We start from the raw sequence: 26,652 nt of genomic DNA, 5'->3' as shown, positions 1-26,652 counted from the left end.
CTCGGCGCGTGAGGTCGCTGCGGGGGCCGTAGGGCCTTTCCGAGGAGGCGCCGCCGCCGGTCCTGCCCCCTCGGAAAGGGTTGGGGCCACTGCTCGGGACGCCGCCGCCGATCTGCCCCGAGCAGTGGGGTTGGGACCGTCTCAGGGGGCGCCGCCGCCGATCTACCCCCTGAGACGGGGTCTCGAGGGCCTAGCCGCTGGCCGCCACGTCCAGGGCGGCCGCAGGGACGTGCTCGCTGTAGGCCGAGCGCAGCCTCAGCTCTGCGCTCGGCGAGGCCCCGATGTGATCGAGGCCGAGGAGGGCCGCACCCACCACGGGTGGCACGTCGACCAGGCGGACCTGGGCGAGTGGGGCGGCTTCCAGGATCTGCTGACGGACCGGGCCGACCACCACGTCACCGGTGTGGGTCAGGACTCCGCCGCCCAGCACCACGTCCACGGGCTCGTCCATCAGGTCGAGCTTGCGCATGGAGACCGTGGAGAGCACGACGATCTCCTCGATCAGGCGGTCGACCTGAGCCAGCGCCACGGCGTCACCCTGCGCGGCCACGTCGAAGACCAACGGGCACAAGGCGTGCGGGTCGAGTTCGATCTCCTCGAAGTGGATCTTCTCGACCACCTTGAAGATCGACGTCTCGCCGTAGTGCGCCAGCAGGGCGTCGAGCAGCAGCGTCGGCTTGCCCCGGCCGTCCTCGGCGCGCACGGCGTGCCAGAGAGCGTCGTTGCCGAGCTGGCCGCCGCCACCCCAGTCACCCGAGATCGCGCCCAGGGCGGGGAAGCGGTGGGTCCGGCCGTCGCGCGCCACACCCACGGCGTTGATGCCGGCGCCGCAGACGACCGCGATGCCACCCGCCGCCGCGGTGCCTGCCCGCAGCAACGCGAACGTGTCGTTGCCGACGAACGTCGTCTTCGACCAGCCTCGCTCGGTGATCGCCCGCGTCAGGTCCTCCTCCTCGCGGGGCAGGTCCGCCCCAGCGAGGTAGGCGGACGTGTGCGCGGCGATCGGCTCGTCGGGGGACAGTCCCGCCTGAGCTGCGGCCTCGCGTGCCAGTCCCTCGAACACGTCGAGTCCGCGCTTCATGCCCACGGTCTGCGGCGGGGCGCCGGGCCCGCGCACCTGCGCGAGCACCTTGCCGTCCGCGTCGACCAGGAGCACCGCGGTCTTGCTGTTCCCGCCGTCGATGGCGAGCACACGGTCGGTCATCGTTGTCAGTTTCCCTTCACCCACGGCAGCAGGTCGCGGTTCTGCGCGATCAGCTCGTCGGCCAGCTGGTCCGCGATGGCGTGCTGGCCGATCAGCGGGTGGGCGAGCAGCGCGTTCGCCACTCGGTCGCGGCCACCGTGCTTGGCCGCTTCCAGCGCCAGGTACTCGTACGCGGTGACGTGCGAGATCAGGCCGGAGATGGACGGTTCCACGGGACGGACCGGCAGCGCTTTACCGCCGTTCGAGTCCACAGTGGAGGACACTTCGATCACGGCGTCGTCGGGCAGGAAGGGCAGCGAGCCGTTGTTCTGCACGTTCACCACGTGCTTCTCAGCGCCTGCGCCACCGGTCAGCGCGTGCACGAGCTGCACGGCCGCCTCGGAGTAGTACGCGCCGCCGCGTTGCGACAGCTGCTCCGGCTTCGTCACGACCGACGGGTCGCCGTAGATGTCGAGCAGCTCCTTCTCGACCGCGGCCACGACTTCGGCGCGCGGCGGTGAGGTGAGCTGCTTCTTCACGACGGCGTCGTGGTTGTAGAAGTAGTTCAGGTAGTACGACGGCACCATGTTCAGGCGCCGCATCAGCCCGCCGTCGATGCCGATGTGCTCGGCGAGGCCCTCGACGTGGTCGGCGAGCAGTTCCGGCAGGCGGTCGACGCCGTCCACGTACACGCCGCGTTCCCACGTGAGGTGGTTCAGGCCGACGTGCTCCAGCTCCACAGTGGACGGATCCACGCCGAGCAGTGCGGACGTCCAGCGCTGGAACGTGATCGCCACGTTGCACAGGCCGATCGCCTTGTGACCCTCCTGCAGCAGCGCGCGAGTCACGATGCCGACCGGGTTCGTGAAGTTCACGATCCACGTGTCGGGGCCCGCGATCCGGCGCACCTTGTCCGCGATGTCCAGGACCACCGGCACGGTCCGCAGGGCCTTGGCGAGGCCTCCCGCGCCGGTGGTCTCCTGGCCGACGCACCCGCAGGTGAGCGGGAACGTCTCGTCCGAGGCGCGCGCCTTCTGCCCGCCGACCCGCAGTTGCAGCAGTACAGCCGACGCGCCCTCGATGCCTTCCTCGAGCGACGTGGTGGTGCGCACCTTCGCCGAGTGACCCGCGTGCTCCAGCAGCCGCTGGCTGAACGGGCCGATCAGTGAGAGGCGGTGCTCGTCCGGGTCGACGAGGACGATCTCGTCCACCGCCAGGCTGGTGCGACGGCCGGCGATGCCGTCGATCAGCTCCGGTGTGTAGGTGGACCCGCCACCGACGACGGTGAGTTTCATCCCTTGACTCCCGTGAACGTGATTCCCTTGACGAACGACTTCTGGGCGAAGACGAAGAGGACGACGGCCGGGATCATCGTGAGGAACGTGACGGCCATCGAGGAGTTCCACTGGACGATGTGCATGCCCTTGAACGTCGCCAGTGCCAGCGACAACGTCCACTGGTCCTTGACCTCGCCGGTGTAAAGCAACGGGCCGAAGTAGTCGTTCCAGGTGAAGAGGAAGCAGAACAGCGCGGTGGCCGCGATGCCCGGCTTCGCCATCGGAATGATGATCCGGGTCAGCGCCTGGAACTCCGAGCACCCGTCCACCCGTGCCGCGTCCACGTAGGACTGCGGGATGGTGAGCATGAACTGGCGCAGCAGGAAGATGCTGAACGCGTCGAACAGGAAGTACGGCGCGATCAACGGAACCAGCGTGCCCGTCAGGCCCAGCGACGACCAGGTGTCGTACAGCGGCACGGCCACGACCTGCGGCGGCAGCATCATCGCGCCGATGACGAGGATGAACGCCACGTTCCGGCCGCGCCACTTGAGCTTCGCGAGCGCGTAGGCAGCCGGGATCGACGAGATCAGCATGCCCAGCGTCGCGAGCAGCGAGTAGGTGAGGCTGTTGATCAGGTACTGGAACAGCGGGGCCTTGTCGAAGACCTCGACGAAGTTCTCCCAGTGCCACTCGGTCGGCCACAGGTTCGAGGTGAACGCCTGGTCGTCCGACATCACCGCGGTGAGGAAGACGAACACGACCGGTGTGGCGAACATCAGGCCGAGCGCGAGCCCGATCGCATGCGTCGCGACCCAGTTCAGGATGCCGCCGACGTCGCGCTTGCGACGTGGCTGCTCCGGTTCCGCTGGGACGTCGACCGGTGGTTTGGTCAGCGTGGCGGTCATGCTCCCGGACCCCCTTCCTCAGCGGTGGAGTTCTTGCGCATCCGCTGGACCAGCACGATGGTCACGGCGAACGAGATGATGAACAGGACCGTGGCCATGGCGGCCGCGTAGCCCATGTCGAAGTAGCGGAAGCCTTGCGTGTACAGGTAAACCGGGAACGTCAGCGTCGAGTTGTCCGGGAAACCGAGATATTTGGTCGATCCCGTCGCGTCCGCTGCTCCCGAGCCGGCCGACCCCGCGACGACCGCCTGTGTGAACAGCTGCAACGCGAGGATCACCGAGTTCACGATGCCGAAGAGCAGCACCGGTGAGATCGACGGGAGCGTGACGTGCCACCAGCGCCGGATCGGGCCGGCGCCGTCGAGTTCGGCTGCCTCGTACTGCTCCTGCGGCACGTCCAGGATCGCGGCGAGGATGATGATCATAAGGTCGCCGGAGATCCAGAGCATGATCGCGGTGATGCCGGGCTTGGCCCACGCCGGGTCGGAGAACCACAGCGGCGAGTCGAGCCCGAAGACGCCGAGGATCTTGTCGAGCGGGCCGCCGTTGGGCCGCATCACCATGAAGAACACGAGTGTCGCGGCCACCGGCGGTGCCAGTGAAGGCAGGTAGCAGAGCGTGCGGATCAGACCGACGCCCGACTTCAGACGAGCGATGACCGACGCCACGCCCAGCGCGAACACCGTCCGCGCGATCGTGAGCACCACGACGAACCACAAGGTGTTCGCGATCGCCTTGGTGAGCAAGGGATCTTTGAACATGAACTCGTAGTTGGCGAGTCCGTTGAACTCCGGCGGGTTGATCAGGTCGTACTTCGTGAAGCTGAAGATGACCGTGGCGACCAACGGGTACACGAAGAACAGGACGAAGCCGATGAGTGCCGGGGCCATGAACCCGAGCACGGCTAGACGATGGCGGGAACGCGCCCGCCCCTTGCCGGGGGCGGGCCGCGCGCCGAGCGTGGCGGTCATCTGGCGAATCCCCTACTTGCCGCTCTTGGCGATCTGGTCGTCGATGTTCTTGTCGACTTCCTTGAGGCCTGCCGCCAGGTCCGGGACCTTGCCCGACTGGTAGGAGACCGAGAAGTCGGTGACGGCCTTGATGTGCGCGTCACCGATGGGGGTGACCGGGTTGCCCTTGAGCTTGTCGCTCTTGGCGAGGTCGATGAACGTCTTGAACTGCTCGTCCACCTCGAGCTTGGAGCTCTCCATGGCGGCCTTGGTGCTCGGGACGTTCTTGATGGCGTTGGACAGGTCGACGATCGTGTCGGTGTCGAACGTCAGGTGCTTGATCAGCTCCCACGCGGCGCCGGCGTTCTTGGCGCCCTTCGGAATGCCCATGATCGTGCCGGTGGTGAACGCGGTGCCGTAGTCGGCGGGCTTCCAGGTCGGGAACGGAGCCGTGCCGAACTTGATCTGCGGCGCCTGCGCCTTGAGGAAGGCGGTGCGGTACTCGCCGTCGATCATGATCGCGATCTTGCCCTGGTGGAACGCGTGGTCGGCCGAGTACTCCTGGCCGAGACCGGCGCGGAACCGCTCCAGCGCGTCGTAACCGTAGAAGTCGACGAGCTTCTTCTGGAACGTCATCATCTCGGTGAAGCCGGGGGAGCTGGCCAGACCGGACTTGCCGTCCTTCTCCCACTCCGCGCCGAACGTCGGCGCGAGGATGGTCGGGCGGTTGGCGTAGAAGCCCATCGTGGGCAGGTAACCCGCCACCTCGATGTCACCGTTCGGCGCCTTCTTGGTCGCCTTCACGGCCGCGTCGTACAGCTCGTCCAGCGTCTTCGGCGGGTTCGTGATGCCGGCGCCCGAAAGCAGGTCCTTGTTGTAGTACATGGCGTACACGTCGGTGAGCATGGGCATCGCACAGCGGTTGCCCTTGTACTCGGTGTACTGCTGCACCGCGGGGGAGAGCTGGTTCAGGTCGACCTTGTCGCGGTCGATGTAGGACTTCAGCGGCTGGAACGCGCCCGAGGAGCAGAACTGGCCGATGTTGTCCGTGGTGAACGACAGCGCGACGTCCGGAGTGTTGCCCGAACGGATACCCGCGGTGATCTTGTCGTCGTCCTGCGAACCCTCGTGCTTGATCTCGATGTTCGGGAACTTCTTGTTGAAGGTCTTGAGAGCCTTCGTGACCTCTTCGTACTCGCGGTCGGAGTAGTTGCTCCAGACCGTGAGCGTCAGCTTGTCGTCCTTGCCAGGAGCAGCGGCGGCATCGGAACTCGCGCCGCCACCCTTGCCCGCCGCACATGCGGTGAGGGTCAGCGCTGCGGCGACACAGAGCAAGGCAGCACGGGTGTGCTTGCGCATGTGCACTCCTTCTCGATCAACGTGGGGACCCGGCGACCACTGGGCCGCGGAATGGAGCCGTGGTGGCTGCCGGGAGGCCGAACACCTCTTCGCGGGCGAAGGCCAGCGCCGAGTGCAGTGCGCCGCTGCGCACTGGTTTCCCGGTGACCAAAGCCAGCTGAATGGGCGTTCTCGGCACCACCAGTTGCCGCAGTTCCGCGGCAACGAGGTCGTTCAGCGTGGTTCCGCCTGCCTGCGCGATGTCGCCGGACAGGAGGATGAGTTCCGGGTCGAGCACCGCGACGACGCTAGCCACGCCCGTGGCTATGCGCTTGGCGAGATCGGCCATGAACTCACGGCCCGACGGACCCGCGGCCAACGCCTTGCGCACGGCACCGTGGCCGTTGCGCGCGGCGAGCCCGTGGGCGCGTGCGAGCTTGCAGATCGACGTGTTGCTGAGCAGTTCACCGAACGTGCCGCCGGAGCGGTCCGTGTCGGTGTCGGCCGCCGCGCGGTCGGGGATCATCAGCCCGTCGATCTCGCCCGCGCCACCGGAGGCGCCGCGCAGCAGCGATCCGTTGACGACGACGGCGGCACCGACGAGGTCCGCGGGCCAGATGACGACGAAGTCGCTCACCTCGGTGGCCCTACCGGCGACCATCTCCTCCAGCGCGACGAGGTTGACGTCGTTCTCGACGCTCACCGATGTCGCGAGCTGCTCCCGCAACTGGCCGGGCATGTCGAAATTGCTCCAGCCGGGCAGATGTGGTGCGTAGGCGAGCTCACCGTTCGCGGGGTTCACCGCTCCCGGACAGCCCACCACGACGTGCAGCAACTGGTCGGCGCTCAGACCCGCTTGCCCGCAGGCCTTGCCGACCGCGCTCACGAACGCCTCCAGCACGCCGTGCTTCGCGGGCATCGGCGCCTTGTACTCGGTGAGCACGGCACCGGAGATGTCCGCGATCGCGATGTCGACCGTCTCGGGGGTGAGATCGACAGCGGCGATGTGCGCAAGCGCCCCGTTGACCGACCACAGCTGGGCTCGCGGCCCGCGCCCGCCGCCACGCAGTCCGTTGCGGACCACGGTGTCGGCTTCTTCGAGCCTGGTGAGCAGCTGTGCGGTCGCCGGCTTGGAGAGGCCGATCAGACCTTCCAACTCCGACCTGGTCAGCGGCCCGTTGCGCAGCAAAGCCTCGATGGCTGCGCGGTCGTTGATCTCCCGCAACAGTCGTGGGCTTCCGGCACGCATTAGGTCCGCTCCTGTCTGTTAACTTTCCAGACGATTTCGGCAGACGGTAGTGACCTGGTTCACCGGGGTCAATCCCCGATATGGGTCCGTTACCTGAGTTAGGTTCGCCTAAGGCACCCTGGAACCATGACCGACGTGCGCCAGGAGTCGCTCGCATCACTGCTCGGAGGCCGGGGCGGCGCCCTCGACGCCTCCCTGCCACCTCTGGCGTTCGTCGCGGGCTGGCTGCTGTTCGGGCACTCCATCGGCGCTGGCGCCGTGATCGCCGTCCTGTGCGGTGTGGCGATCGGCGTCTTCCGCCTGGTGCGAGGCGAGAAACCCCGCGCCGTCCTGCTCTCGTTGCTGCTGGTGGTGGCCGCCGCGCTGGTCGCCCTCTACACGGGCCGCGTCGAGGACTTCTTCCTCATCCAGCTGCTGTCCAACGTGGCCTCGGCCCTGGCGTGGGCGGGCTCGATCGCGGTGCGCTGGCCGTTCCTGGGACTCGTCGTCGGCACGCTGCTCGGCCAGAAGACCCGCTGGCGCCGAGATCCTGCCCTTTTGCGCGCCTACTCGGTCGCGTCGTGGGCGTGGGTCGGTCAGTACGTGCTGCGGGTCGCGATCTTCACGCCGCTGTGGCTCGACGCGCAGGTGTTCTGGCTGGCGACGCTGCGGGTGGCGCTGTCGTGGCCGCTGCAGATCGTCTGCATCCTGGTCTCGGGGTGGCTGCTGAAGCGGGCGCTACCAGCGGGCCACCCCGGGTTCCGGCACCCTCAGACCACGGACCTGAGGAAGGCCGACCAGGCGGCCGGCGAGACGGGGATGTGAGCTGCGGGGGCCTTGCTGTCCCGGATGCCGACGCCCTTGCCGACTTCGACGCAGTTGTTGCTGCTGCCGCTGTAGGTGCTCTTGCGCCAGGCGGTCATTGAAGCCCCTCCAGAATGTTGTCGATCACCGCCCTGGATTCTTCCTCACTCAGTGCGACAGCCGCGAGAGCCGACAGGATGTCCTCGTGGATCTTGATGGTCTCCGGGTCGTCGAAGAACAGGCAGTAGTTGACGCTGTCTGCGTAGACGACCGGCGGGTACTTCGGGAACTTCATCAGGCAGAAGTCGCCGCACGTGCCCGCGTGAACGCCCGCCGACCGCGGAACGATCCGAATGCTGACGTAATTCCGCACCGACATCCTGAGCAGGTGTGCCAGCTGTTCCCGCCACACCTCGATGCTGCCGACCGGTAGTTCCAGCGCCTGTTCGTGCACGAGGAACACGAACTTCCTGCCAGGTTCGAGGATGGTCGCGCGAGCGGCCCTGGCAGCGGCGACCGCGGGGACGTCCTCGGCTTCGATCACCGGCGAACGTTCGGTGACGATGTAGCCGTAGTCCGGCGTTTGCACCAGGCCGGGCACGAGGATCATCGACCAGGTGATGATCTCCTCGGCGTCCTGCTCGTGGTCGATCAGCGTCCGGACCTGGTCCGGCACACCGTCTTTCGGGATCTGAAGCCAGGCGGTGCCGGATTCGCGGAAGAGCGTCAGCAGGTGTTCGCGTTCCTCGACCGTGGCTCGGCAGTACCCGAGCAGCAGAATGACGTCGTTCTCGGTCACGCCGCCCTTGCCGAGCGTCATGTCGGAGATCTTGGCTTCCTGCCAGCCGAGGAGTTCGGCGAGCTTGCGGTGGGTGAGGCCGGTTCTGGCGATGATGGCGCGAATCGTGCCACCGAACTCCCGGCCCACCACACTGGACGATCTTTTGGGCATGCGGGAAAGCTAGGCCCGGCAGGTCATCCTTCTCCATTGTTTCCGGTCAAATGTGCCTGAAGGTAGGACGCATGGAGCGGCTCCATGTTTCGGATGATCTTGCCGCTCGACGTTCGCGGAAGTGTGTCCATCACGAGGATTTGGGCGGGGAGCTTGAATTCCGCGAGTCTTTCCGTGCACCACTCCGACAACGCTTGTGCCGTGAGCGTGTCACTGGCCGTGCCGACGTACGCGCGAATTTCCGGCTTTCCCACCGCGACTGCCTCGGTCACCTGCGGGTGTCCACGCAGGACGTGTTCCACCTCGGTCAGGTCGACCTTGTTGCCGCGCACCACGACCAGTGAGTCCGCGCGGCCGAGCAGCCGGAGTTCGCCGTCGCCGGAGAACTCGCCTCGGTCGCCGGTGCGGAACCAGCCGCCGGAGAAGCGCGACGGGTCGTTCTCGGACAGGTACGGCGTTTCCTCCAGTGCGACTTCGACCAGGCCGTTGCGTACGCGGGCGGTGATGCCCGGCATCAGCTTGCCGACCGACGGGCGGACGGTGCCGTCCACCGCCATGGTCAGTGCGCCGGTTTCGGTGGTGCCGAAGCATTCGCCGACCGGGAAGCCGTAGGCGGCGGCGAACCTGTCGGCGACGTCCTGCGGCATCATCTCGCCGCCGGCGAACGCGCCGCGGGCCGTGCGCAGCGAGTCGCGGTCGGGCGAGGAGGCCAGCAGGTCGAAGTGGAACGGCAGGCCGGTGACGAAGTCGACCTCGTGCGTTCGTGCCTGCCGGAGGATTGCTTCTGCCGAAGGGTTTTCGGCGAACACGAGGTGTGCGCCCACCGCGAGGGAGTGCAGCAGGCCGCCGATCAGGCCGAAGCTGTGGGCGGGGGAGTTGAGCAGCAGGAAGCGTTCGCCGCCGCGCACCACGCCGTCGGACGCGGCGAACCGCGCCACCTCGGCGGCGAGGGACTCGGTGCTGCGGCCGATCACCTTCTGCCGCCCGGTTGAGCCGGAGCTGAACTGGACCAGCCGGTGCGGGGTCGTCGCGGGGACGCCGGGTGCGCGTTCGACGACCAGGCCGTAGCGCTCCTGGAAGCCCTGCGCCGGACTGCCGCTCGGGTGCACCAGGAACTCGGGGAGCGTCAGGTCGTGCAGGACATGGGTTTCTGCCGGGCGCAACCTGTGGTCGATCGAGATCACCTGCGCGCCGATGCTCCACAACGCGAGCACGGCCTCCAACTGGCTGAAGCTCGGCGGTACCTGGACGGCGACCGTGCTCCCCTCACGGATTCCGACGGCTTCGAACCGCGCGGCGTGCGCGGAGACGTCGGCGCGCAGCAGGCCGTGCGTGACTGTGTTGCGGTGACTGAAGATCGGCACTTCGTCGCCGTGCCGGTGCAACAGGTCGGTGATGAACTCGCGCATTTCTTTCATGACTCCTTGCAGAACTCGCCGATCGGAAGGCCCACGTGGCGCTGCTCGGCAGCGATGTAGCCGAGCAGTTCGTCGCCGCGCTGGAGTTCGGTGACGTTGCGGACCTTGCCGCCGGGGCCGAGCACGCGGACGTGCCAGTCGTCCTGCACCATCAGGTGCACCTCGACGCCCTCCGGCGAGCGCGCGGAGATCGTGAGCATCGGGCGTGACTCGAGCTTGGCCCTGCCGACGGTGATCTCGCGGGTGTGGCCTTCGGCGTTGACGGCGAGGACCTTGCTGCCGGACCGCAGTTCGGACAGGTAGTTGGTGCGGTTCGCCGGGCCCAGCACGTACGAGTGCAGCGCGCCCGCGTTGACCCGGAACGGCCGCGTCGGCATGTACGGCAACGGATGCGTTTCGCTGCAACAGAGGATGAAGCCCGACGAGAACGAGCCGACGAGGATGCCCTCGTCCTCCTGGAAGTGCGAGGCGGTGTCGACGCAGACCCGGTCGCCGAGTCCGTTGTGGGTCAACGCTTCCACGGTGAGCGTGGTCAGGGTCAGCGGCGGGGACGTGACTTCCAGCAGCCGCGCCAGCCTGAACACGTCGGTCGCGTCGGCGGGAGCCATCAGCACGCCGTCGGAGCCGTGTTGCAGGCATTCGAGGACGATCGCGGCCTCGACGAGGTCGGTCACGACGGTGACGAGCTTGCCGGGTGCGCCGTCCGCCGCGGCGATCACGATCTCGAGCGGGATCTTCGTCGGGTCGGTGAACGCGACGACGGTGTGGTCGAGCCGTTCCGCTGCGGCACAAGCGAGTTTGAGCGTGCGGTCGTCGCTGACCGTCACGAACGCGGAACCCGTGGACAACCGGTCGAGCTGGTCCTGCTCGTCCACCACCACGGTGACGAGGTGCGGGCTCTCGACGTGGTTCTCGGTCAGCAGCACGCGGGTGATCGTCGGCGGCAGGTCGTCGAGCAGCGCGGGATCGTCCGCGACGACGCCGGCGATCCGGCTGTGCACCGCCGCGTCGATCACGGCGGTCCGCTGCTCTTCCGGGACGGTTCTGAGGTCGATCCAGGCGAACTTCACCGGTTCTCCAAGGTGGCGGTCAGTGCGTGCATGAGGCTTGCGTCGGTGGGCGCGTGGACGATCGACGCCAGTTCCGCGACCAGTTGCATCGGCGCGGGCGAGGTGAAGACCCGCCGTCCGACGGCGAGGCCGGAGCAGCCGGCCGCCATCGCGGCGCTGGCGTGGCCGGCGATGCTGTTCGCGGAGGCGGGACCGCCCGCGACGATCACCGGAATCGGGCAGCTGGCCACGACCTCGGTCATGTCGTCGGCCAGGTTGGTCTTGACGATGTCCGCGCCGAGGTCCGCCGCGATGTTGACGACGTGGGCGAGCAGCGCGGAGTCCCTCGGGTCGGTGACGCGGGGCCCGCGGGCGTAGGCCATCACGACCAGCGGGACGTTCCACGAGTCGCACGCGGCCGCGACCGTGCCGAGGTCCGTGAGCTGGCGAGACTCCGTGTCGGAACCGATGTTGACGTGCACGCTCACCGCGTCGGCGCCCAGTCGCAGCGCCTCGTCCACCTCGCCGACGAGCACCTTCGCGTTGGCGTCGGCCATGTGCGCGGTGCCGGCGCTCAGATGGACGATCAACGCGCATCCGCCCAGCACGGCGGGGTCGATCGTGCGTACCCGTCCTTTGTGGACGATGATGGCGTCCGCACCGCCCTGCACGACAGCGCGGATGAGGTCCGTCCACCGATCTCGCGGCACGACCGGACCGTCCGAAACGCTGTGGTCCAACGGCACGAAGAGATATCTGTCGTCTTGTGGACGGGAAAGGCGTCGCAGCCGCAACGCTTTCCTCATGGCGTTCACACCCTTCGATCGTTTGGTGTCAACAGGGTGTAGTAGGCCGCGCACGCAGCGGCAGGTGTGAGGTGCCGATAATTCCCGGGTTATGGGCCTGACAGACCAATGGCGCTTACGACGGTGACAGCGCGTCATCTGGTGACACCCGCGTGGCCGTGTTTGTGGATCGGTAACTGCTTTAGGCTTCGTCAGTGCGAATGGAGCTGAGACATCTGCACGTGGTGCTGACCGTGGCACGAGCAGGCAGCATCAGCAGGGCCGCCTCCCAGCTGAAGATCGCCCAGGCCGGGCTCACCGCCCAGGTGAGGCGCATCGAGGCGAGTCTCGGCGGCCCGTTGTTCCTGCGCCGCACCGACGGCGTCGAACTCACCGAACTCGGCCGGCACGTGGTCCTGCGAGCCCAGGACCTGGTGGAACACTTCGACGACCTGCTGGTCTCCTCGCGCAAGCTGGCCGAACGCGGCGAGTCGGGCATCCGCCTGGGCGGGGTGGCGGGCTCCCCGACCGCACTGCTCGTCGGCGTGGTCCGCGAAATGCTCCCCGGCCTGCCGCAGACCACTCACATCGAACGCGGCGGCGACGCGGTGCTGGAACTCGTCCGCACCGGCGACCTGGACCTCGCGCTGGTGGTGGAGTTCCCGCGCAGCCCGTTGCGCTTTCCCAAGGCGGTGGGCCTGCGCGGCGTGGTCACGGAACGCATGCTGATCGGTGTGCCGGTGGGCCATCGCCTGTCCGGGCGCAGCGAGGTGCTGCTGTCCGAGCTGGCCGGTGAGGAGTGGGTGGCGCCGGACGAGAACCACGGCGGCCGCCTCAACCTCGACCTGGCCTGCGAGGCCGTCGGTTTCACGCCGCGCTGCGCCCACTTCGGCGTGGACCCGGTGGCGGCGGCGGACCTGGTGCGCTCCACCGGTGCGGTGGCGGGTTTCTTCCCCGGCCCCGACGTGCCGGGCGTGCTGCTCAAACCGATCATCGGCAACCCGTTGCACCGGCGGATCACCCTGGTGTGGAACACCGACGTCGACGTCGCCGAGCACGTGGACGACGTGCACGCCGGACTGCTGCGCGCCTACCGCGACCGAACCCCGCACTCGGGCCGGCTGCTGGCGTCATGACTGGGGCGGCTGCGGTGGCTGCTGAGGTGGTTGCTGCGGCGGGTACGGCTGCTGGTGCTGCTGCGGCGGAAATGGCTGCTGCTGAGGCGGGTACGGGTACTGCTGTTGTTGCTGCTGCGCGTAGTACTGCTGCTGGGCCCAGTACTGCTGTTGCTGCTGGTGATACCGCTCGCGGTTCTTCCTGTTGTTGCGCGTCACGACGATCACGACGATGACGATGACCGGGATGAGGGCGTACCCGACCAGCCGGCCGAGAATCCTGGCGCCACTGGGCTCAGCAGCAAGAACGTGGAGCATGGTTGCACTTTCGCACACATCTAGGCCGGGCGTGGGGCGTCCGGTCCGAGCACGTCCACGGCCGCCAGCCAGGCAGCCCCGGCCGCACCTTCCGTCGCCATGATCACCTGAGCGTTGCAGCGCGTGAGCAGTTCCTGCTTCAGGTGGGTACCGACCGGCGTCTTGATCAGGCTGCCGACCAGCACGATCGGGGACGTGTCGGACGGCTCGCGCACGGCTGAGGCGGTGTCGGCGAGCAGCCGGGCGGCGGAGCCGACGATCGCCAGCGCCTCCGGGTCGCCGTGGTGGTAGGCCGAGCTCACCAGCGGGGCGAACCGCGCCAGTGCGATCGGGGGCTGGTCGTTGACGGCGTTGATCAGCTGGCCCCTGTTCTTCGCGCCCGCGGCGGTCAGGACGGCGGTGGCCAGGCCTTCCAGCGGTGCGTCCACGTCCAGCAGCCGCAGTGCCGCCCGGACGGCCTCGCGGCCCAGCCAGAACGCCGAGCCGTCGTCGCCGATCAGCCAGCCGTAGCCGCCGGACTGGGCGATCATGCGGTGGCCCGCGATGCGGCCAGCGATGGAACCCGTGCCCGCCACCAGGACCGTGCCGTCGGGCGAGGAGGTGCCGGTGGCGAAGGCGGCCTCGCAGTCGGTGATCACGCGCATCGGGCAGTGCAGGCCCGCGCGTTCCCAGGCCTCGCGGAACAGCGCGGAGATCGTGGGATCGGCCAGTTTCGAGGCGCCCGCCATGCCGAGCACGCCGGAGCGGACCTTGCGGGAGTCGAGGCCGTCCAGGGCCTCCGCCAGCGCCTCGCCGATGTGGGCGGCGGCGACCGTCGGTGGGTGCGAGTTCGGGTTCGCGCCGCCCGCCAGGCCCTGGCCCAGGCGGGCGCCGTCCAGATCGAGCACCAAAGCCCTGGTTGACGTGCCGCCGGCGTCGAGTCCCACAACCAGGTCCATGACGACCGAGTATGCCGAGACCCGCTCACCTTGGGCACGCCCAACCGGGTGTCACCTCACGAAGGCGCGGTTACCGCTTGCGTTGTGGTGGAAGAACACCAACGATCCGGACGCAGGCCGATCACCCGGACGTACCACTGTGGACAGTCCGGGAACGATCAAGCCGTAGTCGAACGTCGTGGCGGGCGTGACGTCGACCAGGTCGTCCGAGTCGGCTGGCGCGGTGTAGGGACTCCGCACGCCCACGGTGTAGGTGACCGGGCCGGACGGCAGAGCCGCCCGCGACACCGGCAGCACCACGACGTCGCTGTCGAACAGGTTCGTGTCGGTCGCGCCGTCCAGGCCGTTCAACGGCTGCTCGTCCACGACCTCGTCCGACCCCGCGACCTTGGTCCTGGCGAGCCAGAGGTCGGCGGTGATGTCGCCGTCCGGGTTGGTCGGCTTCACGGCGGTGGTCACGAAGTCCTTGCCACCCACCGAGAACTTCACCTCCGGCTGGATGTTGCTGCCGATGTTCGCCCAGGTGCTCCAGGTCGCGACGCCGAACGCCAGCAGGTCCGAGGTCGCCGTCGCGCCCACGTACCGCAGGTCGCCGCCACGCGCGGTGCGGTTGATGGCGCAGTTGTCCTGCACGTCAGGGCCGCAGTCGGCGAGCCGGTCGGAGCGTGCTCCGAGCGTCAGCACGGTCATGCGGGACTGGTAGTCCGGCTGGTCGAGGCCACGACCCGCGACCCGGCCACCGGCCGCGGTCAGCCGCGACACCGGTTTCGGCGCCGCGTAGACGGGCACGTGCAGCGTCCGGCCGCCGGTGAACGTCACCTGGCCGGATGCCTCCGCCAGGAACTGACGGCCCTCGTCCAGCGCGACCGTGGGATCGGGGGTCTTGCGCAGCGCGGCGGGGTTCGAGATCCGCAGCTGCACGGGCACCGACGCCGAACCACCCGGCGGCAGGGACACGTAGGGCGTGATGACCTGGAAGGACACGCCGGGCACAGCGGTGATCGGGTCGAAGCGGGCGTTCAGCCGGACTGTCTGCGAACCCTTGTTCACCAACCGGATCGTGCGACTGAGCAGCACCGGACCGGCGGCCTCGACCGTGCCGAACGACGCGTCGCCCAGCGCCAGCACGTCGGACGACAGCGCGGCGAGCCCGTCCACCCGGCCCGCGCCGACCCGCATCGGCGCCTCCCGCACGCCGTCGGCGTCCCGGATCACCCCGGATGCGGTGTTCATCAGCGCGGCCTTGATCTCCGCGACCGTCCACTTCGGATGGACCTCGCGCAGCAGTGCGGCGATCCCGGCGACGTGCGGAGACGCCATCGACGTGCCGCCCATCGACACGCCGGACGAGGCAGTTCCGGAGGCGGCGGAGAAGATCGTGTCACCCGGTGCTGCGACTGCGATCGACGAACGGGCACGCGACGACGACGGCGTGATCGTGTCCGCGATCGCCGGTTCCACGGACGGCACCGCGACCTTCAGCGCCGAGGTCAGGTGCACGCTCAGGGTTCCGGCCTCCAGGGCGGGACGCAGCGCGGACGAAGCCGTCGCCGTCAGCTGGAAAGCGGGGATGTGAGCGTTTCCGGCGATTCCGGCCGCGAACACCGGCAACGTCGTCGGGAGCAGCACCCCGGCCGCTCCGGCCTTCCAGGCGTTGTCGGTGCGGGCACCAGAACCGCAGGCGCGGGTGGCGTCGCTGTCGTCCCACTCCAGCCAGACGATCTTCCCGGCGAGTGCCTCCGAGATCGGCTTGCAGCCATCCACATCGGACTTGAGTCGCACGACCGGCAAAGTCAGGTCGAAGGAGTCCTTGAAGTTCTGGCTGTACTGGCCAGGCCACTGCTTGCCCGCGACCTCCAGGCCGTCCAGCATCGAGAACGAGTCGCGGCTGTTCGCCACGGAGATCGCCTCGGGGGTGTTGCCGGGAGATCCGGCGACGTCGTAGAAGTCGCCACCGTTGCCGGCCGCCGCGACCACGACCACGCCGTGCTCCACGAGCTTGCGCACGAACAGCGAGTCCGGGTCGTCCGGCGCGCCGAAGTCGCTGCCCAGCGACAGGTTCACGACGTCGAGCTTGTCGGAGAAGTCGCCGTCGCCGTTGGGGTCGAGCGCCCAGTCCAGCGCCTGTGCGGTCAGGTTCGTGCCGCCCTCGCAGCCGAACACCTTCAACGCGTAGAGCGACGCCTTGGGGGCCGTGCCCGGTCCGATCTTCAACGAGTCGAGGTCGACCGACGAGTAGGAGCCGCGATAGGTGGTGCCGTCCGCGTTGACCCCGTAGCCGGCCGCGGTCCCGGCGACGTGCGTGCCGTGGCCCTCGCAGTCCAGCGGGTCCGCGTCCGGCTCCGGGATCGACCCGGACTTGCCGGTGTACGCGTCACCCGCGAAGTCGTGGCCGCCGACGACCTTGGCCGTGGGGAACGTGCCGCCGCCGAAGTCCGCGTGCCGGTAGTCGATGCCGGTGTCGATCACGCCGATCCGCACGCCGTCGCCGAACTTCCCGAGCGACTTCCACACCTCGGACGTCCGGGTGAGGCGGACGGCGTGGGCGTTCGAGAGCTTCTTGGGGACCATCCGATGTACGGCCCGCACCTCGGGCATGCGGGACAAAGCCGACAAGCGTGACTTGTCCGCCGACAGCACCACGCCGGGCACCGCGTTGGTCGTTCGGGCGACTTCCCGGCCACCGGACCGGGACACCACCCGGGAAACGTGCTCCGATGTCCGATCCCGGGCTGAACGCGCCTGCGCAACGTTGCTCGCGTCCGCTGCTGCGGTCGAGGTCAGCTCCACGAAAACGGTTACAGGCTCGGTTGGGCCGGATGGCGCGAGCAGTGCGCCCACCAGGAGCGACGCGGTCGCCAGATTCATGATCAACCTCTCCTATTCATCGGACGACTTCACGCTGGGCCCTAGACGAAGGCGACCTCGCAGGGCTATACATCCGATGTATTTCGTAGGGTGTGAGCAGAGGAGGAACGGCCGTGCAGTTCTTGCGCCTGGGGCCGGTCGGCGCCGAACGTCCTGCAGTCAGGACCGACGACGGGACCACATACGACCTCCTGCCGATCACCCCGGACATCGACGGGGCGTTCCTCGCGAACGACGGCGTGGCGCGGGTGCGAGCCGCACTCGAAGCCGGTGAGCTGGGTGCGCTGAGCACCGAGGACGTGCGCGTCGGGCCGCCGCTCGCGCATCCGGGCAAGGTCATCTGCATCGGCCTCAACTACCGCGACCACGCGGAGGAGACCGGCGCGGACATCCCGGGCGAGCCGGTGATGTTCCTCAAGACGCCCGACACGATCGTGGGCCCGTACGACGAGGTGCTCGTGCCCCGCCGGTCCGTGAAGACCGACTGGGAGGTCGAACTCGGCGTCGTCATCGGCCGCACCGCTCGCTACCTCGAGTCCGAAGAGGACGCTCTGGCGTGCGTCGGCGCGTACGTGCTCTCGCACGACGTGTCCGAGCGGGAGTTCCAGATCGAGCGCGGCGGGACGTGGGACAAGGGCAAGAACTGCGAGACGTTCAACCCGCTCGGCCCCTTCCTCGTGCCCGCCGACGAGATCGCCGACCCGCAGAGCCTGGAGATGCGGCTCTGGGTGAACGGCGAGATCAAGCAGAACTCGTCCACCAAGAACATGATCTTCCCGGTGGCGGAGATCGTCCGCTACCTCAGCCAGTTCCTTGTCCTTCGTCCGGGTGACGTCATCAACACGGGTACACCCGCTGGTGTCGCGCTCGGCCAGCCGGAGCCGAAGCCGTACCTGCGCGCCGGTGACGTGGTCGAGCTGGAGATCGAAGGCCTCGGCAGGCAGCGGCAGATCCTCGGGCAGGCGTGATGCCCAAGATCACCGCACTGGACGTCCTCGACATCCGGTTCCCGACGTCGCGCGAGCTCGACGGCTCCGACGCGATGAACCCGGACCCGGACTACAGCGCCGCGTACGTGGTGCTGCGGACCGACGACGGACCCGAGGGCCACGGGCTCGCGTTCACCATCGGCCGCGGCAACGACGTGCAGGCCGCCGGCATCAGGGCGCTCGCTCCGCACATCGTCGGCAAGGACGTGCCGGAGAACGCGAAAGCGCTGGCAGAGCTGTACTTCGAGCTCATCGGCGACTCGCAGATCCGCTGGCTCGGCCCCGAGAAGGGCGTCGCGCACATGGCGATCGGCGCCGTCGTCAACGCGGCCTGGGACCTCGCGGCCCGTCGTGCCGGACTGCCGGTCTGGCGGTTCCTCGCGCAGATGACGCCCGAGGAGATCGTCAGCCTCGTGGACTTCCGGTACCTGAGCGACGCGCTGACGCCCGACGAGGCGTTGCAGATCCTGCGCAAGGTCGAGCACGGCAAGGCTGAACGCGCGGAGACCATCGCCCGCGACGGATATCCGGCCTACACGACGTCACCCGGCTGGCTCGGCTACTCCGACGAGAAGCTCGCCGGACTCGCCCGCCAGGCCCTCGCCGACGGCTTCGACATGATCAAGCTCAAGGTCGGCGGCAGCCTCGACGACGACGTCCGCCGGATGAAGCTCGCCCGCGAGGTCGTCGGCGACGACGTCCGGGTGGCCGTGGACGCGAACCAGCGCTGGGACGTCGACACGGCCGTGCGCTGGATGCGTGAGCTCGCGCCGTTCAACCCGTACTGGATCGAGGAGCCCACCTCCCCGGACGACGTGCTGGCGCACCGCGCGATCGCCGACGCGCTGGCCCCGATCAGGATCGCCACCGGCGAGCACGTGCAGAACCGGGTGATCTTCAAGCAGCTGCTCCAGGCCGGCGCGATCGACGTGCTGCAGCTCGACGCGTGCCGGGTCGCGGGCGTCAACGAGAACATCGCGATCCTGTTGCTGGCCAGGAAGTTCGACATCCCGGTGTGCCCGCACGCCGGCGGTGTCGGCCTGTGCGAACTGGTGCGGCACCTGTCGTTCTTCGACTACGTCGCCGTGTCCGGCGAGGTCGGCGAGCGCGTGATCGAGTGGGTCGACCACCTGCACGAGCACTTCCTGGACCCGGCCGTCGTCGAGAACGGCCGCTACCTGGCACCCGCCGCGCCAGGGTTCTCCGCACAGCTCAAGGACGAGACGCTGGCCGACTACGTCTACCCCGAGGGTCCTGTGTGGACGGCACTGGAGGCTGAGGATGACTGACTTCGAAGGACTTGTCGCCGTCGTCACGGGCGGCGCGTCCGGCATCGGGCTCGCGACGGCGGAACTGCTCGCCTCGCGCGGTGCGACCGCGGTCGCGCTGGACCTCAACCCGGACGTGAAGGACCCGCTGGTCGGGATCCGCGCGGACGTGTCGGACGACGAGAGCGTGAAGGCCGCCATCGACGAGGTCGTCGAGCGGTTCGGACGGCTCGACGTCGTTGTGAACAACGCGGGCATCGGGTCGCAGGGCGACGTGGCGGCCAACTCCGACGACGAGTGGCTCAAAGTGCTCAACGTCAACGTGCTCGGCATGGTCCGCGTGTCGCGGGCCGCGTTGCCGCACCTCAAGAAGTCGCCGTCCGCGGCGATCGTCAACACCTGCTCCATCGCTGCCTGGGCCGGGCTCCCGCAGCGTGCTCTCTACTCGGCCAGCAAGGGCGCGGTGTACTCGCTGACGCTCGCGATGGCCGCCGACCACGTGCGCGAAGGCATTCGCGTCAACGCGGTCGCCCCCGGCACGGCGGACACCCCGTGGGTGGGCCGTCTGCTCGACTCGGCGCCGGACCCGGCAGCCGAACGAGCCGCGTTGGAGGCACGCCAGCCGCACGGCCGGCTCGTCTCCGCTGATGAGGTCGCGGGAGCCATCGCCTACCTGGCGAGCCCGCTGTCGGGGTCCACCGCCGGCACGATCCTCGCGGTCGACGGTGGCATGTATGGCCTGCGCTTGCGTCCCAAGCAGTCATGAAAGGCAATTCAACGATGAAGCGTCGCAACCTCACCGCCGCGGTGTGCCTCGCGCTCGCCGGTGCACTGACACTGCCCGCGTGCGGCGGCGGTGCCACCGGCACCGGTGCCAGTGGCGTCGGCCCGATCGGTGCCGACCACCCGCGGGCCGACACCGACTTCTGGAACTCCTACATCAAGTACTTCCCGGAGAAGGCCAAGGACCTCGGCGTCAATCTGCTGAACCCGACCAACTCCCAGAACAAGGTCGAGAACCTGGTCGCCAACGCCCAGTCGCTGCAGTCGCAGGGCGCCAAGGCGATCATCATGGCACCGCAGGACACCGGCGCCATCGCGTCCACTTTGGACCGGCTGGAGAAGGCGAACATCCCCGTCGTCACCGTCGACACCCGTCCCGACAAGGGCAAGACCTACATGGTCGTGCGCGCGGACAACAAGGCGTACGGCGAGAAGGCCTGCAAGTTCCTCGGCGACAAGCTCGGGGGCAAGGGCAAGGTCGTCGAGTTCCAGGGCGCGCTGGCGTCGGTCAACGGCCGCGACCGTTCCGAGGCGTTCGCCGCCTGCATGAAGCAGAACTACCCCGGCATCACGGTGTTCGAGGAGCCGACCGACTGGGAGGGCCCGAAGGCGTCCGCGGCCCTGCAGACCAGGCTCAACCAGCACCCCGACATCAACGGCATCTACATGCAGGCCGGTGGCGCGTTCCTCACGCCGACGCTGCAGGTGTTGCGGCAGAAGAACCTGATCGTGCCGCCGACCGACCCGAAGCACATCTTCATCGTCTCCAACGACGGCATCCCGCAGGAGCTGGAGGCGATCCGCAAGGGCGAGATCGACGCGACCGTCTCGCAGCCGGCCGACCTCTACGCGCAGTGGGCGCTCTTCTACGCGAAGGCCGCGGTCGAGGGCAAGACGTTCCAGCCCGGCAAGACCGACCACGACTCCACCATCGTCGACACCGGCGGCGGCCGCCTGGAGGACCAGCTCCCGGCACCGCTGATCACCAAGGAGAACGTCGACGACAAGGCGTTCTGGGGCAACCAGATCTGATGAGCGAGTACGCAGCTGTCGCGCGTGGCGTGACGAAGAGGTTCGGACAGACGCTCGCGTTGGACGACGTGGGCATCGAGATCCGGGCCGGTGAGTCGCACGCGCTCGTCGGTCGCAACGGCGCGGGCAAGTCGACGTTGGTCTCGGTCCTCACCGGCATGCAGACGCCGGACGCGGGCGAGGTCAGCTTCTTCGGCGAACCCGCGCCGCCCGTCGCCGACAGTTCGGCCTGGCGCCGGCATGTCGCGTGCGTGTACCAGAAGTCGACGGTCGTGCCGGAGCTGTCGGTCGCCGAGAACCTGTTCATCAACCGGCAGGACCTCGGCGGCGGGCTGATCAGCTGGAAGAGGCTGCGGCGCGAGGCTTCGTCGCTGCTCGAGACCTACGAAGTGGCGGTCGACCCGGACTCGTTGGTGTCCACGCTGACCGTCGAACAGCGGCAACTGGTCGAGATCGCGCGGGCGCTGTCGATCGGCTCGCGGTTCGTGATCCTCGACGAGCCGACCGCGCAGCTCGACGGTCCGGCGATCGAGCGGCTGTTCGACCGGATGAGGTCGTTGCAGGACAAGGGGGTGACGTTCCTGTTCATCTCCCACCACCTGCAGGAGGTCTACGAGGTCTGCCAGACGGTGACGGTCTACCGCGACGCGCGGCACATCGTCACCGCTCCGGTGGCCGAGATGTCGAAGCCCGACCTGATCGAGGCGATGACCGGTGAGGTCGGCGGGCTCAACGTGCCCAGCGGCGACGACCGGCCGTCTTCTGCCGATCTCGTGCTGTCCGTGTCTTCGCTGAGCGGGGACCACTTCTCGGACATATCGCTCGCGGCCACCCGTGGCGAGGTCATCGGGCTCGCGGGCAGTGCGTCGTCGGGCAAGCACGAGTTCGCCGAAACGGTCTACGGGCTGCGCAAGCCGTCCGCCGGCTCGATCTCGGTGGACGGTGCGTCGGTGCGCGGCGGCGATGTTCCGGCTGCTTTGAAGGCTGGAATCGGCTGTGTGCCACGGGATCGGCACCACCAGGGGCTCGTGCTGGACCTGTCGATCGCGGAGAACGCGACGATGAGCACGGCGGGGTCGTTCGTGTGGCCGTCGGCGCAGCGGTCCGCGGGTTCGACCGCGATCGCCTCGTACGACGTCAAGGCCGCGGGCCCGGACCAGCCGGTCTCGGACCTGTCCGGCGGCAACCAGCAGAAGGTCGTGATGGCGCGTGCGCTGGCAGGCGACCCGTCCGTGCTGGTGCTGATCAACCCGACCGCGGGTGTCGACGTGAAGTCCAAGGAGTCGCTGCTCGGGGTCGTCGACGCGCAGGCGCGCCGGGGCAAGGCCGCGATCGTCGTCTCGGACGAACTCGACGACCTGCGGGTCTGCGACCGTGTTCTGGTGCTGTTCCACGGCCAGGTCGTGCGGGAGTTCGCCCGCGGCTGGCGCGATCAGGAACTCATCTCTGCGATTGAAGGAATGAGCTCGGAATGACCAAGGCCATGACTCCGCCGGTCGCGGCACCCGCGCCCGAGAAGCAGAGGTTCCGGCTGGCGCGCTACCAGGACCTCGCGCTGGTCCCGGTGATCATCATCTTGCTGATCATCGGGGCGATCCTCTCGCCGATCTTCCTGACGCCGAACAACCTGATCGCCGTGCTGACCCAGCAGAGCGAGCTGTCGTTGCTGGTGCTGGGGCAGGCGATGATCCTGATCGTCGGCAAGATGGACCTGTCGCTGGAGTCGACGGTCGGTCTCGCCCCCGCACTCGCGGTCGCGTTGATCATCCCGTCGTCGGCCGGTGGGCTGGACGTCGGTCTGGCCGCGTGGCTCGCGTTGCCGTTGTGCATCCTGATCGGCGTCGCGATCGGTGGCCTGAACGGGTTCCTGATCCTGAAGGTCGGGTTGTCCGGGTTCATGGTGACCCTGGGCATGCTGACGATGCTGCGCGGTCTGCAGCTCGCGATCACCGAGGGCAAGTCGCTGATCGACGTGCCGGAGTCGTTCCTGTACCTGGGTTCCACGACCTGGGTGGGGCTGCCGGCGGCGGTGTGGATCTGCATCGTCTGTTACGCGGCGGGCATCTTCGTGCTGAAGTACCTGCGCGCCGGGCGTTCGCTGTACGCGATCGGCGGCAACTCGGAGGCCGCCCGTGCGGCCGGCATCCGGGTCGATCGGGTCGTGTGGACCGTGCTGATCATCGGTTCGGTGCTGGCCGTGATCGCGGGCATCCTGATGACCGGGCGCCTCGGGTCCGTCGCCGCCACCCAGGGCGAGGGCATGATCTTCCAGGTCTTCGCGGCGGCGGTGATCGGCGGGATCTCGCTGAACGGCGGCAAGGGCACGCTGTTCGGTGCGTTGTCCGGCGTGCTGATGCTGGGGCTCGTGGAGCAGATCCTGCGGTTGCAGGGCGTGTCCGGCTTCTACATCAAGGCCTCGTACGGTGCGGTGATCATCCTGGCGTTGATCGTGACGCGGTTCGCCACCGGCCAGAAGCAGGAGTGAGCGTTGGAGACCGTTGCGTTGCACACCCGGCTGCGCGAGGGGCGCGAGGCCGACTACGACCGCGTCCACGCGTCCATTCCGCTGGAACTGGATGGGGCGTTGCGCGAGGCCGGGGTGCATTCGTGGCGGATCTGGCGTTCTGGGCGCGAGCTGTTCCACCTCGTCGAGGTCGATGACTACCGTGCGATGAGGGCGTTTCTCGCTGAGCACCCCGCCAACGTTCCGTGGCAGGCTCAGATGGCCGAACTGCTGGAGGTCGAGGACGACTACTCCGGCGCCGAACCCGATGTGCGACTCGTGTGGGAGCTGCCGTGAAGGTTGCTGTTTCTCGTCTGGGCTTCGGCGGCGCGCCGATCGGCAACCTCTACCGGGAGATTCCGGACGAGGAGGCCCTGGGCGCGGTGGAGGCGGCGTGGCAGTCCGGTGTCCGGTACTTCGACACCGCGCCGCACTACGGGCTCGGGCTGTCGGAACGGCGGCTCGGCCTCGGGCTGGCCGGGCGGCCGCGCGACGAGTACGTGATCTCCACGAAGATCGGGCGGGTGCTGGAACCTTCGGACGGGGTCGGGTTCGACGACGAGGGTTTCGCGGTGCCGCGGACGTTCCGGCGGATTCGGGACTACTCGGCTGACGGGGTGAAGCGGTCTCTGGAGTCCTCTTTGGAGCGTCTCGGGACCGACCGGGTGGAGATCGTCTACATCCACGATCCCGACGACTACTGGGACGTGGCTTTCGGTGAGGCCTATCCGGCGCTGGAAGAGCTGCGGTCGCAAGGGGTCGTGGGCGCCATCGGCGTCGGCATGAACCAGTGGGAGATGCCGGAGCGGTTCGTCCGCGAGACCGACATCGACGTGGTGATGCTGGCCGGGCGGTACTCGTTGCTGGAGCAGCCCGCGCTGCCGTCGTTCCTGCCCGCGTGCGTCGAGCGCGGTGTCTCGGTGGTGGCGTGCGGGGTGTTCAACTCCGGGCTGCTGTCGAAGCCCGTGGTGGCCGAGGACGCGAAGTACAACTACGAGGACGCGCCTGCTGAGCTGGTCGCGCGGGCTCGGGCGATCGCTTCCGTCTGTGAGCGGCACGGAGTGACGTTGCCCGAGGTGGCGATCCAGTTCGCCCTCGGTCATCCCGCCGTGGTGTCGGTCGTGATCGGGTCTCGCAACGCCTCGCAGATGACGTCGAACGCGGCGTACTTCTCGGCTTCGATTCCCGCCGGGCTGTGGGAGGAACTGAAGTCGTTGGGACTGCTGGACGCGGAGGTTCCGACGCCGTGATCGTCGACGCTCACCACCACCTGTGGGATCTCTCGGTCCGGGACCAGGACTGGATCACCGATCCGCCGATGGGCGCGATCCGGCGGTCGTTCCTGGAACCCGACTTCGTCGCCGCGGCACCGGACGTGTCGACATCCGTGCTGGTGCAGACGGTGTGCGTGCCGGAGGAGACGCCGGAGTTCCTGGCTGTGGCGGCGTCGTCGGACATCGTCGGCGCGGTGGTGGGCTGGACCGATCTGACCTCGGCGGCCGTCGGTGATGCGCTGACCGAGTTGGTGGAAGGGCCTGATGGCTCGTGGCTGCGCGGGATCCGGCACCAAGTGCAGGGCGAGCCGGACCCGGAGTGGTTGTGCCGCAAGGACGTGTGGCACGGGCTTGCGCAGGTGGGGGCACACGAGCTGGTCTACGAACTGCTGACGTTGCCGCACCAGCTGCCGGCCGCACGACGGACCGTGGCGGCGTTGCCGCAGGTCCGGTTCGTGGTGGACCACTGCTCGAAGCCCGCGATCGGCACGGATCCGGGGGAGTGGGCCGAGCTGGTGCGGTCGCTGGCGGCGCACGAGAACGTGACGTGCAAGCTGTCCGGGCTGGTCACCGAGGCCGACTGGAAGTCGTGGAGCGTCGCGGACCTGCGGCCGTACTTCGAGGTCGTGCTGGACGCGTTCGGGCCTGAGCGGCTGATGTTCGGCTCGGACTGGCCGGTGTGCCTGCTGGCGGCGACCTACGACGAGTGGCTCGGTGCTGCTCGGGAGTTGACCGCTGAACTGTCGCCCGGCGAGCAGGCCTCGATCTTCGAGGGCACTGCCCGCCGGGTCTACGCCCTCTAGAACAGCGCCTTCAGCTCGTTGATCAGCTTCGGCGTGGCCTCGGCGAGCGGTTCGCGGACCGGGCCGGCCGGGAGTCCGAGCAGGTTGAGCGCGGCCTTGACGGCGACGGCACCGGGCTCGCGGGTCATGATCGCGGTGATCACCGGCAACAACGCCTGGTGGCGGCGCAGGGCTTCCTTGTTGTCGCCCTCGTCGTAGGCGTCGAGCATCGCCTTGATCTCGTTGCCGACGACGTGGCCGACGGTGCTGACCGTGCCGACGCCGCCGATCGAGTACAGCGGCAGGATCAGCTCGTCGTTGCCGGAGTAGAAGTCGAGGCCGGTCTCGGCGATGACGCGGGCCGTGGCGAGCAGGTCGACCTTGCAGTCCTTCACGCCGACGATCCGCGGGTGCTCGGAGAGCCGCAGCAGCGTCTCGGTCTCGATCGCGGTGCCGGTGCGGCCGGGGATGTCGTAGAGCAGCGCCGGGACGCCGGACGCGTCGGCGACCGCGCGGAAGTGGTTCTCGACGCCTTCCTGCGTGGGCTTGCTGTAGTACGGCGTCACGACCAGCAGGCCGTCCGCGCCGTTCTCCTCGGCGCTGCGGGAGAGTTCGATGGTGTGGCGCGTGGAGTTGGTGCCGACGCCCGCGAGGATCTGCGTCCGGTCGCCGACGGCCTCCTTCACGGCCCTGATGATCTGCGCCTTCTCGGCATCGGTGGTGGTGGGCGCCTCGCCGGTCGTGCCATTGACGACCAGCCCGTCCGCCCCGCCCTTGTCGACGAGGTGCGCCGCCAGCTCCTGCGCACCCTTGAGGTCCAGGTCACCGTCGGGGGTGAACGGGGTGACCATCGCTACGAGCACTCGTCCGAACATGACTCCAGCGTGGCT

26 protein-coding genes are annotated in these 26,652 nt (G+C 68.4%); 11 read left to right on the top strand and 15 right to left on the bottom strand.

The window, feature by feature from the left end; all coding sequences use genetic code 11:
- Nucleotides 1-190 precede the first annotated feature (190 nt).
- Genes ACIQF0_RS16535 through ACIQF0_RS16510 form a run of 6 tightly spaced genes read right to left on the bottom strand, consistent with a single transcriptional unit; the run spans nt 191 to nt 6,905 of the window.
- Nucleotides 191-1,204 (bottom strand): N-acetylglucosamine kinase, encoded by a 1,014-nt coding sequence (locus ACIQF0_RS16535; RefSeq protein WP_401030277.1) that lies wholly within the window; start codon nt 1,202-1,204, stop codon nt 191-193.
- Between the two features lie 5 nt (nt 1,205-1,209).
- Nucleotides 1,210-2,478, bottom strand: a complete 1,269-nt coding sequence (locus ACIQF0_RS16530) for a 6-phospho-beta-glucosidase (RefSeq protein WP_401030275.1) — start codon at nt 2,476-2,478, stop codon at nt 1,210-1,212.
- Entirely contained in the window at nt 2,475-3,368 is an 894-nt protein-coding gene (locus ACIQF0_RS16525; protein WP_401030273.1) for a carbohydrate ABC transporter permease, read from the bottom strand. Before ACIQF0_RS16525 ends, ACIQF0_RS16530 begins: the two co-directional genes overlap by 4 nt.
- On the bottom strand, nt 3,365-4,339 hold the full coding sequence (locus ACIQF0_RS16520; protein WP_401030272.1) for a carbohydrate ABC transporter permease: 975 nt from the start codon (nt 4,337-4,339) through the stop codon (nt 3,365-3,367). Before ACIQF0_RS16520 ends, ACIQF0_RS16525 begins: the two co-directional genes overlap by 4 nt.
- Before the next feature lie 12 nt (nt 4,340-4,351).
- Entirely contained in the window at nt 4,352-5,677 is a 1,326-nt protein-coding gene (locus tag ACIQF0_RS16515) for an ABC transporter substrate-binding protein (RefSeq protein WP_401030270.1), read from the bottom strand.
- Between the two features lie 16 nt (nt 5,678-5,693).
- Nucleotides 5,694-6,905 carry an ROK family protein gene (locus ACIQF0_RS16510; protein ID WP_401030268.1) on the bottom strand — a complete coding sequence of 404 codons (1,212 nt, stop codon included), beginning with the start codon at nt 6,903-6,905 and terminating at the stop codon, nt 5,694-5,696.
- A gap of 126 nt (nt 6,906-7,031) precedes the next feature.
- On the opposite strand from ACIQF0_RS16510, the gene ACIQF0_RS16505 reads away from it, so the two are divergent.
- Nucleotides 7,032-7,709: a DUF3159 domain-containing protein gene (locus ACIQF0_RS16505; RefSeq protein ID WP_401030266.1), complete on the top strand. Its 678-nt coding sequence runs from the start codon at nt 7,032-7,034 to the stop codon at nt 7,707-7,709.
- Here ACIQF0_RS16505 and ACIQF0_RS16500 read toward each other — a convergent pair.
- From ACIQF0_RS16500 to ACIQF0_RS16480, 5 genes are read right to left on the bottom strand one after another with little or no spacing between them, the layout of a single operon-like run.
- On the bottom strand, nt 7,655-7,807 hold the full coding sequence (locus ACIQF0_RS16500; RefSeq protein ID WP_401030264.1) for a DUF397 domain-containing protein: 153 nt from the start codon (nt 7,805-7,807) through the stop codon (nt 7,655-7,657). The genes ACIQF0_RS16505 and ACIQF0_RS16500 overlap by 55 nt on opposite strands.
- Nucleotides 7,804-8,640, bottom strand: coding sequence for a helix-turn-helix domain-containing protein (locus ACIQF0_RS16495; protein ID WP_401030262.1), 837 nt, complete (start codon nt 8,638-8,640; stop codon nt 7,804-7,806). Before ACIQF0_RS16495 ends, ACIQF0_RS16500 begins: the two co-directional genes overlap by 4 nt.
- Nucleotides 8,641-8,663: 23 nt before the next feature.
- A complete protein-coding gene (locus tag ACIQF0_RS16490) occupies nt 8,664-10,049 on the bottom strand; it encodes a class I adenylate-forming enzyme family protein (RefSeq protein ID WP_401030260.1) in 1,386 nt (461 codons plus the stop codon).
- Nucleotides 10,050-10,054: 5 nt separating this feature from the next.
- Complete coding sequence (locus tag ACIQF0_RS16485; RefSeq protein WP_401030258.1) at nt 10,055-11,128, bottom strand: 3-dehydroquinate synthase II family protein; 1,074 nt, start codon at nt 11,126-11,128, stop codon at nt 10,055-10,057.
- Nucleotides 11,125-11,913: a 2-amino-3,7-dideoxy-D-threo-hept-6-ulosonate synthase gene (locus ACIQF0_RS16480; protein WP_401030256.1), complete on the bottom strand. Its 789-nt coding sequence runs from the start codon at nt 11,911-11,913 to the stop codon at nt 11,125-11,127. Before ACIQF0_RS16480 ends, ACIQF0_RS16485 begins: the two co-directional genes overlap by 4 nt.
- Nucleotides 11,914-12,113: 200 nt before the next feature.
- On the opposite strand from ACIQF0_RS16480, the gene ACIQF0_RS16475 reads away from it, so the two are divergent.
- The gene (locus ACIQF0_RS16475; protein WP_360048690.1) at nt 12,114-13,028 is read left to right on the top strand and encodes a LysR family transcriptional regulator; all 915 of its coding nucleotides are present in this window, start codon (nt 12,114-12,116) and stop codon (nt 13,026-13,028) included.
- Here the strand turns inward: ACIQF0_RS16475 and ACIQF0_RS16470 are convergent.
- The 3 genes from ACIQF0_RS16470 to ACIQF0_RS16460 are packed head-to-tail and all read right to left on the bottom strand — an operon-like array spanning nt 13,023 to nt 16,963.
- Nucleotides 13,023-13,325, bottom strand: coding sequence for a hypothetical protein (locus ACIQF0_RS16470; RefSeq protein ID WP_401030254.1), 303 nt, complete (start codon nt 13,323-13,325; stop codon nt 13,023-13,025). The genes ACIQF0_RS16475 and ACIQF0_RS16470 overlap by 6 nt on opposite strands.
- Nucleotides 13,326-13,345: 20 nt before the next feature.
- The gene (locus tag ACIQF0_RS16465; RefSeq protein WP_401030253.1) at nt 13,346-14,263 is read right to left on the bottom strand and encodes an N-acetylglucosamine kinase; all 918 of its coding nucleotides are present in this window, start codon (nt 14,261-14,263) and stop codon (nt 13,346-13,348) included.
- Between the two features lie 51 nt (nt 14,264-14,314).
- Complete coding sequence (locus tag ACIQF0_RS16460; RefSeq protein ID WP_401030251.1) at nt 14,315-16,963, bottom strand: S8 family serine peptidase; 2,649 nt, start codon at nt 16,961-16,963, stop codon at nt 14,315-14,317.
- Nucleotides 16,964-17,244: 281 nt separating this feature from the next.
- On the opposite strand from ACIQF0_RS16460, the gene ACIQF0_RS16455 reads away from it, so the two are divergent.
- Genes ACIQF0_RS16455 through ACIQF0_RS16415 form a run of 9 tightly spaced genes read left to right on the top strand, consistent with a single transcriptional unit; the run spans nt 17,245 to nt 25,783 of the window.
- Nucleotides 17,245-18,099: a fumarylacetoacetate hydrolase family protein gene (locus ACIQF0_RS16455; RefSeq protein ID WP_360048634.1), complete on the top strand. Its 855-nt coding sequence runs from the start codon at nt 17,245-17,247 to the stop codon at nt 18,097-18,099.
- A complete protein-coding gene (locus ACIQF0_RS16450; protein WP_401030249.1) occupies nt 18,099-19,409 on the top strand; it encodes an enolase C-terminal domain-like protein in 1,311 nt (436 codons plus the stop codon). The genes ACIQF0_RS16455 and ACIQF0_RS16450 overlap by 1 nt, the downstream gene beginning before the upstream one ends.
- On the top strand, nt 19,402-20,154 hold the full coding sequence (locus ACIQF0_RS16445; RefSeq protein WP_401030247.1) for an SDR family NAD(P)-dependent oxidoreductase: 753 nt from the start codon (nt 19,402-19,404) through the stop codon (nt 20,152-20,154). The genes ACIQF0_RS16450 and ACIQF0_RS16445 overlap by 8 nt, the downstream gene beginning before the upstream one ends.
- Before the next feature lie 14 nt (nt 20,155-20,168).
- Entirely contained in the window at nt 20,169-21,203 is a 1,035-nt protein-coding gene (locus tag ACIQF0_RS16440; protein WP_401030245.1) for a sugar ABC transporter substrate-binding protein, read from the top strand.
- The gene (locus ACIQF0_RS16435; protein WP_401030243.1) at nt 21,203-22,678 is read left to right on the top strand and encodes a sugar ABC transporter ATP-binding protein; all 1,476 of its coding nucleotides are present in this window, start codon (nt 21,203-21,205) and stop codon (nt 22,676-22,678) included. Before ACIQF0_RS16440 ends, ACIQF0_RS16435 begins: the two co-directional genes overlap by 1 nt.
- Nucleotides 22,675-23,688: an ABC transporter permease gene (locus ACIQF0_RS16430; protein WP_401030241.1), complete on the top strand. Its 1,014-nt coding sequence runs from the start codon at nt 22,675-22,677 to the stop codon at nt 23,686-23,688. Before ACIQF0_RS16435 ends, ACIQF0_RS16430 begins: the two co-directional genes overlap by 4 nt.
- A gap of 3 nt (nt 23,689-23,691) precedes the next feature.
- Complete coding sequence (locus tag ACIQF0_RS16425; protein ID WP_401030239.1) at nt 23,692-24,003, top strand: L-rhamnose mutarotase; 312 nt, start codon at nt 23,692-23,694, stop codon at nt 24,001-24,003.
- Entirely contained in the window at nt 24,000-24,956 is a 957-nt protein-coding gene (locus tag ACIQF0_RS16420) for an aldo/keto reductase (RefSeq protein ID WP_401030238.1), read from the top strand. The genes ACIQF0_RS16425 and ACIQF0_RS16420 overlap by 4 nt, the downstream gene beginning before the upstream one ends.
- Nucleotides 24,953-25,783, top strand: a complete 831-nt coding sequence (locus ACIQF0_RS16415) for an amidohydrolase family protein (RefSeq protein ID WP_401030236.1) — start codon at nt 24,953-24,955, stop codon at nt 25,781-25,783. The genes ACIQF0_RS16420 and ACIQF0_RS16415 overlap by 4 nt, the downstream gene beginning before the upstream one ends.
- Here the strand turns inward: ACIQF0_RS16415 and dapA are convergent.
- On the bottom strand, nt 25,780-26,637 hold the full coding sequence (gene dapA, locus ACIQF0_RS16410) for a 4-hydroxy-tetrahydrodipicolinate synthase (RefSeq protein WP_360048619.1): 858 nt from the start codon (nt 26,635-26,637) through the stop codon (nt 25,780-25,782). The genes ACIQF0_RS16415 and dapA overlap by 4 nt on opposite strands.
- Between the last annotated feature and the right edge of the window lie 15 nt (nt 26,638-26,652).

The sequence above is a fragment of the Lentzea sp. NPDC092896 genome (assembly GCF_044754905.1).
Taxonomy (GTDB): Bacteria; Actinomycetota; Actinomycetes; order Mycobacteriales; family Pseudonocardiaceae; genus Lentzea.
The sequence above is the reverse complement of the archived record's forward strand: the minus strand, read 5'-3'. Positions and strand labels throughout refer to the sequence as shown.